At 64.3% G+C, this 12,519-nt stretch carries 12 protein-coding genes and 1 other RNA gene; all 13 read left to right on the top strand.

The features are described 5' to 3' along the window. The first annotated feature begins 13 nt into the window (after positions 1-13). The 13 genes from prfB to MTY59_RS00980 all read left to right on the top strand — a co-directional run bounded on the left by prfB (position 14) and on the right by MTY59_RS00980 (position 12,516). Positions 14-1,135, top strand: a complete 1,122-nt coding sequence (gene prfB, locus MTY59_RS01040) for a peptide chain release factor 2 (protein WP_064950398.1) — start codon at positions 14-16, stop codon at positions 1,133-1,135. Next, positions 1,125-2,111 carry a mechanosensitive ion channel family protein gene (locus MTY59_RS01035; RefSeq protein ID WP_250160691.1) on the top strand — a complete coding sequence of 329 codons (987 nt, stop codon included), beginning with the start codon at positions 1,125-1,127 and terminating at the stop codon, positions 2,109-2,111. The genes prfB and MTY59_RS01035 overlap by 11 nt, the downstream gene beginning before the upstream one ends. Next, positions 2,108-2,608 (top strand): Rv3103c family proline-rich protein, encoded by a 501-nt coding sequence (locus tag MTY59_RS01030; RefSeq protein WP_221044032.1) that lies wholly within the window; start codon positions 2,108-2,110, stop codon positions 2,606-2,608. Before MTY59_RS01035 ends, MTY59_RS01030 begins: the two co-directional genes overlap by 4 nt. 43 nt (positions 2,609-2,651) lie before the next feature. Further along, complete coding sequence (gene ftsE / locus MTY59_RS01025) at positions 2,652-3,341, top strand: cell division ATP-binding protein FtsE (protein WP_007772842.1); 690 nt, start codon at positions 2,652-2,654, stop codon at positions 3,339-3,341. Beyond that, positions 3,342-4,235, top strand: a complete 894-nt coding sequence (ftsX, locus tag MTY59_RS01020) for a permease-like cell division protein FtsX (protein ID WP_221044031.1) — start codon at positions 3,342-3,344, stop codon at positions 4,233-4,235. A gap of 2 nt (positions 4,236-4,237) precedes the next feature. Continuing rightward, positions 4,238-4,747 (top strand): SsrA-binding protein SmpB, encoded by a 510-nt coding sequence (gene smpB / locus MTY59_RS01015; protein WP_221044030.1) that lies wholly within the window; start codon positions 4,238-4,240, stop codon positions 4,745-4,747. Continuing rightward, entirely contained in the window at positions 4,744-5,586 is an 843-nt protein-coding gene (locus MTY59_RS01010; protein WP_221046191.1) for an EamA family transporter, read from the top strand. Before smpB ends, MTY59_RS01010 begins: the two co-directional genes overlap by 4 nt. Before the next feature lie 48 nt (positions 5,587-5,634). Then, positions 5,635-6,480: a maleylpyruvate isomerase family mycothiol-dependent enzyme gene (locus tag MTY59_RS01005; RefSeq protein ID WP_221044029.1), complete on the top strand. Its 846-nt coding sequence runs from the start codon at positions 5,635-5,637 to the stop codon at positions 6,478-6,480. Between the two features lie 167 nt (positions 6,481-6,647). After that, a complete protein-coding gene (locus MTY59_RS01000; protein WP_221044028.1) occupies positions 6,648-7,610 on the top strand; it encodes a ferritin-like domain-containing protein in 963 nt (320 codons plus the stop codon). Between the two features lie 136 nt (positions 7,611-7,746). Further along, positions 7,747-8,114: a transfer-messenger RNA gene (ssrA, locus tag MTY59_RS00995) on the top strand. Between the two features lie 372 nt (positions 8,115-8,486). Continuing rightward, complete coding sequence (locus MTY59_RS00990) at positions 8,487-8,708, top strand: hypothetical protein (RefSeq protein ID WP_221044027.1); 222 nt, start codon at positions 8,487-8,489, stop codon at positions 8,706-8,708. A gap of 494 nt (positions 8,709-9,202) precedes the next feature. Further along, positions 9,203-9,583 (top strand): MmpS family transport accessory protein, encoded by a 381-nt coding sequence (locus MTY59_RS00985; RefSeq protein ID WP_415822785.1) that lies wholly within the window; start codon positions 9,203-9,205, stop codon positions 9,581-9,583. Beyond that, on the top strand, positions 9,580-12,516 hold the full coding sequence (locus MTY59_RS00980; protein WP_284145290.1) for an MMPL/RND family transporter: 2,937 nt from the start codon (positions 9,580-9,582) through the stop codon (positions 12,514-12,516). The genes MTY59_RS00985 and MTY59_RS00980 overlap by 4 nt, the downstream gene beginning before the upstream one ends. Positions 12,517-12,519 lie beyond the last annotated feature (3 nt).

Raw genomic sequence — 12,519 nt, 5'->3', positions numbered from 1 at the left:
AACGTTGTCGCCTGTGGAACCCGACCGGCAAGCCGATATCGCGGCCCTCGACGCCACCCTGACCACGGTGGAGCGAGTGCTCGATGTGGACGGTCTGCGCGCGCGCATCGAGAAGCTCGAACACGAGGCGTCCGATCCCCAACTGTGGGATGACCAAGCGCGCGCCCAGCGGGTGACCAGCGAGTTGTCGCACGCCCAGGGCGAGCTGCGCCGGGTCGAGGAGTTGCGGGGGCGCCTGGACGATCTGCCGGTGCTCTACGAGCTGGCGGCCGAGGAGGGCGGAGACGCCGCCAGTAAAACAGAAGCGCTGGCCGAGGCCGACGCCGAGCTGAAGGCGCTGCGCGCGGACATCGAAGCCACCGAGGTGCGCACCCTGCTGTCGGGCGACTACGACGAACGCGAGGCGCTGGTCACCATTCGTTCCGGCGCGGGTGGAGTGGACGCCGCCGACTGGGCCGAGATGCTGATGCGGATGTACATCCGGTGGGCAGAGCAACACAAATATCCCGTCGAGGTGTTCGACACCTCCTACGCCGAAGAGGCGGGCATCAAGAGCGCGACGTTCGCCGTGCACGCCCCGTTCGCGTACGGCACGCTGTCCGTCGAGCAGGGCACCCACCGGCTGGTGCGAATCAGCCCGTTTGACAACCAGAGCCGCCGTCAGACATCGTTCGCCGAAGTCGAGGTTCTTCCGGTGGTGGAGACCACCGATCACATCGACATTCCGGAAGGTGATGTGCGCGTTGATGTTTACCGCTCGAGTGGTCCGGGAGGCCAGTCGGTGAACACCACCGACTCTGCGGTACGTTTAACCCATATCCCAACGGGTATCGTCGTGACTTGTCAGAACGAAAAATCGCAGTTGCAGAACAAGATTTCGGCGATGCGAGTTCTTCAGGCAAAGTTGTTGGAGCGCAAGCGTTCCGAAGAACGCGCTGAACTAGACGCGTTAAAAGGCGAAGGTGGCAGTTCGTGGGGCAACCAGATGCGCTCCTACGTTCTGCAGCCGTATCAGATGGTCAAGGACCTGCGGACCGAGTACGAGGTCGGCAATCCTGCGGCCGTCCTGGATGGAGACATCGACGGGTTCCTGGAAGCGGGAATCCGTTGGCGCAACCGAAAAGATGACGAATAACACAAGTTTTCTCGCCGCATCGATGACGCACCGCTGGCACGACTTCTGGCGGGGCGAGCTCGGTGAGTGGATCATCGCCCGGGGTCTGCGGATCGTCATGATCCTGATCGCCGCGGTGCTGGCGGCCCGGTTCGTCAACTGGGTGGCCCAGCAGGTGACGCATCAGCTCAACCTGGGATTCGCCGAAAGCGATGCGCTGGTGCGCTCGGAAGCGTCCAAGCACCGGCAGGCCCTCGCGTCGGTGATCTCCTGGGTGTCGGTCGTCATCATCGGCATCTGGGTCATCATGCAGATCTCGTCCGTACTGCAGTTCTCGGTGGGCGGATTGGTCGCGCCGGCCACCGTGGTCGGCGCCGCGCTCGGTTTCGGCGCACAACAGTTGGTACGAGACCTTCTAGCCGGCTTCTTCATTCTGGTGGAGCGCCAGTACGGCTTCGGAGACCTGGTCACCATCACCGTGGTGTCCGCGACGGACGCCAGCGGCACGGTCGAGAACGTGACCTTGCGGGTGACCCGGCTCCGGTCAGCGGATGGCGAGGTGTTGACCATTCCGAACGGGCAGATCGTCAAGGTGGTCAACCTGTCGAAGGATTGGGCCCGCGCGGTGGTGGACATCCCGGTGTCGACCAGCGCCGACCTCAACCGGGTCAACGAGGTCTTGCACCAGGAATGCGACCGCGCAATGGACAACCCCGTGCTCGGGGAGCTGCTGTTGGATGCACCCACCGTGATGGGGGTGGAGAGCATCGCGGTCGACACCGTGACCCTGCGTCTGGTGGCCCGGACGCTGCCCGGCAAGCAGTTCGAGGTCGGCCGGCAGCTGCGCGTGCTGGTCATCCGGGCGCTGGCCCGCGTCGGGATCGTCACCGCGGCGGACGCGCGGATAGGCCTGGTAGAAGACCCGTCCGTGCCGGCCGCGCAGGCCGCCGAACAGCAAATCGACGATGACGTCCAAGGTGCGGTGCAGAAGCGTTGAAGTTCACCCTGAACATCTTCGAGAAGCGCGGCGACGACTCGGATGCGGAGCATCACTGGCCGAAGCACATGTTTGGCGGGCGGATGCGCACGTCGACGTTCGTATTGATCGTCGCTTTCTTCCTGGCGTGGTGGGTCTACGACACCTACCGGCCGGAACCGGCGCCCAAGCCCCCGGCCCAGCAGGTGGTGCCGCCTGGTTTCGTGCCCGACCCCAACTACACCTGGGTGCCGCGCAGCCGCGTGCAGGCGCCGCCGACGACCGCCACCTACACGCCGACCCCGACGAGCACGCCGCCACCGCCGCCGCCCCCGCCACCGCCGCCAGCACCGGTGACGACGACCACAACCACCACACCGCCGTTCCAGTTGCCGCAGCTGCCGTGCGTCCTGCCGGCGCCGTTCTGCCCGCCCAGCTCAAGCCCCGCCACGCCGCCGCCACAGCAACCCCAGCCGGGGCCGGGCCCGGTGCCGACTTCGCCGCCACCGGCCAGTTGACTTCGCCTGCCAGCGAAAATCACCGCTACACTGGCGTGCCGTGATGATCACCCTGGACCATGTCAGTAAGAAGTACAAAGCGTCGGCCCGCCCGGCGTTGGAAGACGTCAACGTCAAGATCGACAAGGGTGAATTCGTCTTCCTGATCGGCCCGTCGGGGTCGGGCAAGTCCACCTTCATGCGGCTGCTGCTCGGCGCGGAGAACCCGACCAGCGGCGACGTCCGGGTGTCAAAGTTCCACGTCAACAAGCTGCGCGGGCGGCACGTCCCGAAGCTGCGCCAGGTCATCGGCTGCGTTTTCCAGGACTTCCGCCTGCTGCAGCAAAAGACGGTCTACGAGAACGTCGCGTTCGCGCTGGAAGTGATCGGCAAACGAACCGACGCGATCAACCGGGTGGTGCCGGAGGTGCTGGAAACCGTCGGCCTGTCCGGCAAAGCCAATCGGTTGCCCCACGAGTTGTCCGGTGGTGAGCAGCAGCGGGTGGCGATCGCCCGCGCGTTCGTCAACCGGCCGCTGGTCCTGCTGGCGGACGAGCCGACGGGCAACCTCGACCCAGATACCAGTAAGGACATCATGGATTTGTTGGAGCGGATCAACCGCACGGGGACGACGGTGCTGATGGCAACGCACGATCACCACATCGTCGACTCGATGCGACAGCGCGTCGTCGAGTTGTCGCTGGGCAGGCTGGTTCGCGACGAGCAGCGCGGCATCTACGGGATGGACCGCTAAGTGCGCTTCGGTTTCCTACTCAACGAGGTCCTGACCGGGTTTCGTCGCAACGTCACGATGACGGCCGCGATGATCCTGACGACCGCGATCTCCATCGGCCTGTTCGGCGGCGGTCTGCTGGTCGTCCGGTTGGCCGACAACTCGCGCGAGATCTACCTCGACCGCGTCGAGACGCAGGTGTTTTTGACCGACGACATATCGGCCAACGACACGACGTGTGCGTCCGCGCCCTGTAAGGGGCTGCGCGACAAGATCGATGCGCGGCAGGACGTGAAATCGGTGCGCTTCGTGAACCGGCAGGACGCCTACAACGACGCCATCAAGAAGTTCCCGGAGTTCAAGGACGTGGCGGGTAAGGACTCGTTTCCGGCGTCGTTCATCGTCAAACTGAACAATCCCGAACAGCATGCGGAGTTCGATGCCGCGATGCAGGGCCAGCCCGGGGTGCGCAGCATCCTCAACGAGAAGGACCTCATCGACCGGCTGTTCGCCGTCCTGGACGGCCTGCGCGACGCCGCGTTCGCCGTCGCCCTGGTGCAGGCCGTCGGGGCAATCCTGTTGATTGCCAACATGGTGCAGGTCGCCGCGTACACCCGGCGCACCGAGATCGGGATCATGCGGCTGGTCGGTGCCAGCCGGTGGTACACCCAGCTGCCCTTCCTGGTGGAGGCGATGCTGGCCGCGTCCATCGGTGTGGCGATCGCGGTCGTCGGACTCATGCTGGTTCGGGCATTGTTCCTGGACAACGCGCTGAGCCAGTTCTATCAAGCACACCTGATCGCCAAGGTCGACTACGCCGACATCCTCTACATCGCGCCGTGGCTGTTCCTGCTCGGCGTGTCGATGGCGGCGGTGACGGGGTATGCGACCTTACGCCTCTATATACGGCGGTAGCTGTGGCCAAGGGTTCCGGCCGAGCCAAGGCGGCGGGCGGCAAAGGTGGCAGCAAACAAGTCATCGCCACCAATCGCAAAGCGCGGCACAACTATTCGATCATCGAGTTGTTCGAGGCTGGAGTGTCCTTGCAGGGCACCGAGGTCAAAAGCCTTCGCCAGGGCCAAGCATCATTAGCTGACGCGTTCGCAACGATCGACGACGGCGAAGTCTGGTTGCGTAACTTGTACATCCCGGAGTATCAGCACGGTAGCTGGACCAATCATGAGCCGCGACGCAACCGAAAGTTGTTGTTACATAGGCAACAAATTGACAGGCTGGTCGGCAAGATACGAGATGGTAACCTCGCCTTGATGCCGTTGTCTCTGTATTTCTCCGAGGGCAAGGTCAAGGTTGAACTTGCCCTTGCGCGCGGTAAAAGGGCTTACGACAAGCGCCAGGACATGGCGCAGCGCGATGCACAGCGCGAAGTGGTTCGTGAGATCGGACGTCGAGCAAAGGGCATGACCTGATCGGGGCGGCGTACGCCCAGCTGTCCGCCGTTACGTACGGAGTCAGCGATTTCGTGGGCGGTGTAGCAGCTCGGCGAGTGGCCGCGCTGCGCGTAATGCTCGTCGCCTACCCGATCGAGACGCTGTTACTGGGCGTGATGGCCGTTTTCGTCGGCGGCCCGATCCACACCGGCGCCGTTCTGTGGGGATGTCTATACGGCATCGGGATGGCGTTCGGTATGTGGGCGTTCTTCGCTGCCCTTGGCTCCGGGCCGATTTCGGTTGTCTCACCGTTGGCGGCCGTGCTCAACGCCGCGGTGCCCGTCGCCGTGGGCGTGGCGCTGGGGGAGCGGCCGGGGCAGGCGGCCCTGGTGGGCGTCGTCCTGGCGCTGGGCGCGGTGATGCTCGTCAGCCGCGAGGCCCCCGTCGAGGGCACGCCCTATCGTTTCACGCCAAAAGTGGCCTGGCTCACAGTGGTTGCGGGCTCGGCGATGGGGTTGAACCTGGTGTTCCTGCACCAGGCGCCGCACGTGTGCAAGCTCTGGCCCCTGGTCTTCGCCCGGGTGGCGGCCAGCCTGGTGGTGTTCGCAATGGCCAAAACCAGCCAGAACCTGGTGATGCCGCGCGGACGGCCACTCAAACTCGCCGTGGCCGTCGCGGTGCTCGATATCTTCGCCAACATCACCATGCTGGCGGCGCTGCACACCTGGTTGCTGTCGCTGGCCAGCATCCTGATCTCGCTGTATCCGGCCGCGACGGTCGTGCTGGCGATGGTGGTGCTGCGTGAGCGGGTGACCCGCTTGCAGGGGATCGGCATGGTGCTCGCCATGGGCTCCGTGGCGATGATCGCGTCCGCCTGACGGCTACCGGGGCGCCTGCTGTCGATTGCTCGGCCTACGATCCTGACCATGGCCGATCGTCCCGTCACCAAACTCGACAAGTCCGCCGTGCTCTCCGGTCTCTTCGCGGCGTGGGACGACATCGACGCGCTTTTGGCCGGGTTGTCCGAAGCGCAATGGCTCGCGGCGAGCCCGTTGCCGGGCTGGGACGTCAAAGCCTTGGTGGCGCACATGATCGGCACCGAGTCGTTCCTCGCCGGCATCGCCGCACCCCAGCCCGATATCGACGTCTCGACGCTGGAGCATGTGCGCAACGACGTCGGCGTGATGAACGAGTGCTGGGTTCGTCATCTGAGCGCGCAGGCCGACGCCGACGTGCTGGAAAGCTTCAGGGCGATCACCACCGATCGGCGCGAGGCGCTGACGAGCCTGTCCGGCGAGGAGTGGGACGCGGTGACGATGACCCCGACGGGCCCGGATTCCTATGGCCGGTTCATGCGGATTCGCGTGTTCGACTGCTGGATGCACGAACAAGACATGCGCGTGGCGCTGGAACGGCCGCCGTCCGACGACGATCTGGCCGGCCCCGCGGCGTCGCTGGCCGTCGACGAGATCGCCGCGACGATGGGCTACGTCGTGGGCAAGCTGGCCAAGGCGCCCGACGGTTCCCGCGTCCTGTTCGACCTCACCGGACCGCTGGCTCGCACGATCCGGGTCAGCGTCGACGGGCGGGCTGTGGTCGTCGACGACTTCGCCGGGCAGGACCCGACCGCGACCATCCGGCTGGACGGGCTGCAGTTCACCAGGCTCGCCGGTGGCCGCCCGATGTGTCCCGCCCGGGCCCAGGACATCGAGCTCGACGGCGATCGGGACGTCGCGGCGCACATTGTCGAACGGCTCAATTTCGTTATCTGACTAAGTGTTTCGTTCCGCTGGACAGATCCAAGGTCCTGGCGGAGCCAGCATAGCGATATATGTCACACCTTCGCGCCAAAGGTGTCTTGGCGGCGGCTGAACGGGTAGGCGACTAAAAGAGCGCGCTGTGCGCCTACCCCGATCATCAACGCCAGGAGGCCCCCAAAATGACCGCACCCGACACCACGAGACTGCTCGCGCAACTGCGCACGCTGCTCGATCTGACCAACACCGAGATTCAAATCGCGGAGACCCGCGTCGCCCAGGCACGCACCGACGCGGTGCGCCGCGAGCTGTCCCAGAACGCAGGCAACGGCCGCGAGAGGGCCGAAGCCATCCAGTCGGCGATCCGGGATCTCGGTGGGTACCCCGACGTGATCGGTCCCTTCCTGGGTCGCGCCGCCGCGGCCGTCAAGGCCCTGACCGAGCAGGCCGAACCGTTCGATGAGGCGCTGCTGGGTGACCTGGCGCTGGAGGACCAGCTGCTGGACCGGGCCCGCTACACCAAAGCGCTGGCGGTCGCCGCGAAGCGGCAGGACGTTGTCGACCTCGCCGACCGTTTGATCACCGCGCACGCCGCAACCGTGGACTGGCTGACCACCGTGCTCGCCGAAGACGCGCTCGGCGGACCGGCCGCGCTTCGCCGAACCCCGATCCAGATGGCCGCCGGCACCGCGGTGAAGCTGGTCAACCTGCCGGTCGCCTGGTCGGCCCGCGGGGTCGACCGCGCGGTCGACGCGCTGCGTTCCACCGGCCCGGCGATCAACGACCTGGTCAAGCGCGGTGGCAACGCCAGTGAGATCGCGGCGAAGGCACTGTCCGCGTCACAAAGCGCCGCCCTGCGGGCCGCCGAAAGGGTCACCCGCTCCGAAGGCGCGAACCGGACCGCCGACGCGCTGCACTCGAGCCGGGCCACCGTTGGCGTTCTGGAGGCGTCCGAGTTGCCCATCGCCAATTACGACGACCTCAACGTGAACGACGCGGTGGCCGCGATCAAGGAGCTCACCGCTCCTGACGACGTGCGCGTCGTGATCGCTTATGAAGAGGCGCACAAGAACCGGCAGGGCGTCGTTGCGGCGGCGCAAACCCGAGTCGCTGCCATCGCCCAAGAGGTTGTGGGCATCAACTAGCGGATCGCAAGTGCAGAAGAGTGCCCCCGGCGTCACGATGCCGGGGGTACTCCTTACGGCGCGGAAGAAAATGGCGTTGCCGCTGGTTGATAGGCAGGTACCATTGATATTCCTGCCGAAAGTCGGCGGGGTGCGAGGGGCTGAAAGGTTTCGACTTCGCGCATCGAATCAAGGGAAGCGTGCCGGTGCAGGCAACTGACCACCGTAAGCGTCGTTGCAAACAGATAAGCGCCGATTCACATCAGCGCGACTACGCTCTCGCTGCCTAAGCGACAGCTAGTCCGTCAGACCGGGAAAGCCCTCGACCCGGAGCCTGGCGTCAGCTAGAGGGATCCACCGATGAGTTCGGTCGCGGGACTCATCGGGACACCAACAGCGACTGGGATCGTCATCCTGGCTTGTTCGCGTGACCAGGAGATCCGAGTAGAGGCATAGCGAACTGCGCACGGAGAAGTCTTGAGGGAATGCCGTAGGACCCGGGTTCGATTCCCGGCAGCTCCACAGAGAATGTGCTGTTCAGAGCGATAAGTAGGTAGGCGCCGCCCTACGTCAAGAGACCCATGGGTTGGATTATGCCTGGGGTGAGCGGCTTTAATCGTCATACGACGGCGATGTCACGTTGTGCACGCCCGAGACCGCATAGCGAGGAGCTTTCATGACGTATCGCCGTCTTGCTTGGGTGGCCTGCGCGGTGCTGGCGACGGCCATCATTCCTGTCCCGGCCCACGGCGCGCCGCCGACGAAGTGTCTGACCAACACTCCCAAGGGCAAGCAGGTCTACGTGCCCTGCGATCTGCTCAACGCCGGCGCCAATTTCCCGCCCGGGCAGCGTTGCCCCCCGCCGCTCGAGCAGTACCCGAAGGATGTAGCGGACTGGTGTGGCGAAGGCCCTGGCCTTGCGAGTCCCGCGCCCACGAGTCCTACGAGCTCGACGACTCCTACCAGCCCGACGACTCCTACCAGCCCGACGACTCCTACGACTCCTACGAGCCCGGTGCGGCCTACGAGCCCTACGAGTCCTGCGACACCGACAACTCCCACCAGCCCGGCGGCTCCGGGCAACGCACAGTAAAGACGTCGTGCATCGGGTACAAGTAGCTCACCGTGGGCAGCCCTGGGCCAGTTGAACTTTGGCGGTGATGTCGCCGATCGCGAGGGATGTGGTGCGCCGGGGTGCGCATTTAGTCGTCGATGTCGATTGCCCGCCCGTCCCCTCCGCAGTAACCATTCACGCGATCGACGAAAGCTCATCGTGCAAAGCACTGCAAGCGAGTGTTGTTTGACGGCTGCGAGATCCAGAGGTGCACACGCTGTTCCAGCGTGAATGTTGTTGGAAGCAGGGGCTGCTCAGCTACATCGTCGACACCGCTACCTGCACCAGCACCTCCACCACAGCAAAGATGAGGATGTCTGGCCGCTGCTGCTGCGTCGTCGGCCTGCCGGCCATCCGGGAATCAACTCAAACGCTACGGCGTTCGGCTAGCCGTGGCGCACGCGAGGAGATGCCTTAATATCAGCCCGTCGAGCATTCCTGATCGGGGGGCACGGTGCTGAAGCTTCTCAAGCAGGCATGGGTTCCACTGGTTGTGGCCGTGGCACTGATCATTGGCGGCGTCGCAGTGGTCCGACTCAATGGCGTGTTCCCAGGACCCGGCCTGCCCAAGCCAGATCCCCGGGATGCGACCCCGCCGTATGCGGCGAAGACCGCCATCTACGAAATCTTTGGACCGCCCGGGACGACCGGGGTCGTCAACTGGATGGACGCGGAGTCACTACCGCAGAAGGCCGACTTCACCACATTGCCGTGGTCGAAGACGATCGTCGCCGAGATGCCTGGCATCTTCGCCTACGTCGTCGCCCAAGGTGACAGCCCCTCCATCGGCTGCCGCATCACCGTCGACGGCAAACTGGTCGACCAACAACAGGTCAACAACCGGGACGCGCAGGTTTCCTGCTTGGACAAGTCCGCGTGACCGACGATACGAGCGACACCGACGAAATCCCGGTCCCGCAGCGCACCGAAATTGAGCGCAAACCACGTCTGGCCCGCACCATCCGCGTCCTGGCGCTGCCGATCGTCGTGTTCTGGCTGCTGATCGCGGTCGGTGTCAACGTCTTCGTCCCACAGTTGGAGAAGGTTGCCGAGGAGGTCTCGGTACCGCTTTCGCCATCCGACGCTCCTTCGGTGACCGGGATGAAGCACATCGGGGCGAAATTCAAGGAGTACGACTCCGACAACCTCGTCCTGGTGACCCTGGTCGGTGACAAACCTCTCGGCGAGGACGCCCACCGGTATTACGACGATCTGGTCAAAAAGCTGCAGGGGGACCACGAGCATGTCGAGCACGCGCTGAATTTCTGGGGACAGCGATTCACGTCCTCCGGCGTCGAGAGCCACGACCACAAGGCCGCCTATGTCCAGGTCAATCTGCGCGGTGACCAGGGCGGAGCAATCGGCGACAAGTCAGTTGCCGCGGTCCGCAAAATCGTCGCGGACTCGAAGCCGCCGGCGGGGGTGAAGGCCTACGTCGCCGGTCAGGGAGCCCTGACCGCCGACACGATCGTTGTCGGCGATGCAAGCCTGGCCAAGATGACGATCATCACCATCATCATCATCGCGATCATGCTGATGTTCGTCTATCGATCCATCGGCACGGTGCTGCTGACGATGGTCATCCTGTTCGTCGGACTGGCCACCGGCCGCGGGGTGGTGGCGCTGCTCGGCGAAACCGGCATCATGGGGCTGTCGACCTTCGCGGTCAACTTGCTGACGGCCCTGGCCATCGCGGCGGGGACCGACTACGCGATATTCATGGTCGGCCGCTACCAGGAGGGCCGCGAACGGGGGCTGGACCGCGAAGCCGCCTACTACGACACCTTCGCCGGTGTCACCAAGGTGGTTCTGGGCTCGGGTTTGACGATCGTCGGGGCGCTGGCCTGCCTGAAATTCACCCGGCTGCCGTACTTCAGTTCGCTCGCGTTTCCGTGCGCGGTGGGTCTGCTGGTGGTGGTGGCCGCGGGGGTCACGCTGACGCCGGCGCTGATCGCGTTCGCAAGCGGCTTCGGCCTGTTCGACCCGAAGCGCGAGTTCAACTACACCCGCTGGCGCCGTTTGGCGACCGCCATCGTGCGGTGGCCTGCGCCCATCCTCGCCACCTCGGTCATCCTGGCGATCGTCGGCGCAATCGGCTTGATGGGCTTCACTCCGCGCTACAACGACCTGTACTACCTGCCGGAGAGTGCCTCGTCGGTGAAGGCGTACACCGCGGCCGATCAACACTTCACCCAGGCCCGATTGAACCCGGACCTTCTGATGATCGAATCGGACCACGATCTGCGCAATCCCAGAGACATGCTGGTCCTGGACAAGATTGCCGGTGCCATCTTCCGGGTGCCCGGCATCGAACGGGTGCAGAGCATCACCAGACCCCTCGGGCCGCCGATTCAAGACGGATCCATTCCGTTCCAGCTCAGCGTGCAAAGCGCGCCGATCCGTAGCAACTTGAATTACCTGAAGGACCGCATCGCCGACATCAAGAAGATCACGGGTTTCCTCGACACCCAGATCGCCCTGTTGGAGCGCCAGTACGAGGTGACCCAGAAGCTCGCTAATTTCGCGGACGACAGCTCGAAAACCACGGGGGAGACGGCGGCCATCACGGACGAGATCCGGGACCATATCGCGGATTTCGATGACTTCTGGAGACCGATTCGCAGTTACTTCTACTGGGAGAAGCACTGCTACGACATCCCGATCTGCTGGTCGCTACGAAGCCTGTTCGACGCCCTGGACGGATTCGATCAATTGGCCGAAAAGTTCCACGCTCTCACCAGCGACCTCAACCACACGGCTAGCGCCACGCGCGAATTGCTGGCGATCATTCCTGAGAACATCGCCGTCACGAAGTCGATCCGGGATACGACGCTGACCATCTACAGCTCGTTCGACAGTCTGATCGATCAGTTCGACCGGCTGACCGACACAAACGCCGTGATGGGCAAGTCCTTCAACGACTCTCAGGTGGAGAGCCTGTTCTACCTGCCGCCCGAGATCTTCCAGAACCCAGACTTCTTGCTGGGGTTGAGCTTGATGGTGTCGCCGGACGGCAAGGCCGCTCGCTTCATCATCACTCACGCAGTGGATCCGGCGACGACAAAGGGAATCGCGTCCGTCGATCAGGAGCGCCAAGCAGCCAAGGAGGCGCTGAAACTCACCTCGCTGGAGAATGCCGACATCTACCTCGGCGGTACGGCCGCGACGTTTTACGACATCGCCAACGGAGCCAAGTACGACCTGATGATCGCCGGGGTGGCCTCGATCGTGCTCATCTTCATCATCATGGTGATCGTCACCCGCGCTTTGGTCGCAGCGGGTGTCATCGTCGGCACCATCGTGTTGTCGTTGGGGGCCGCCTTCGGATTCTCGACGCTGATCTGGCAGCACCTTGGTAACTTCCAGTTGCACTGGGTGGCAACCGAATTCGCGTTGATCGTGCTCCTGGCGGTGGGATCCGATTACAACCTGATGCTGGTGTCCCGGATCGAGGAAGAGATCGGAGCGGGCCTGAAAACGGGACTCATCCGCGGCATGGGTGTGACCGGCCCGGTGGTGACTGCCGCCGGTGTGGTGTTCGCCGTGACCATGGCCACGATGATCACCAGCGATCTCCGGGCGATCGGCCAATTCGGCACGACGATCGGTATCGGCCTGTTGTTCGACACCTTCGTCGTCCGATCGCTCATCACGCCGTCGATCATGACGGTGATGGGACGCTGGTTCTGGTGGCCGAAGCGGGTACGCGTACGACCGGCCAGCCAGATGCTTCGGTCCGTGGGGCCGCGCCCGCTGGTTCGCGCTCTCTTGTACCACCCGCGGCACGGGGCTGGGTCGGGCCCGCAGACGTAGAGT

This window comes from Mycobacterium senriense, from assembly GCF_019668465.1.
Taxonomy (GTDB): Bacteria; Actinomycetota; Actinomycetes; order Mycobacteriales; family Mycobacteriaceae; genus Mycobacterium; species Mycobacterium senriense.
Note: the sequence above shows the minus strand (reverse complement) of the source record. Positions and strands in the feature narration are given on the sequence as shown.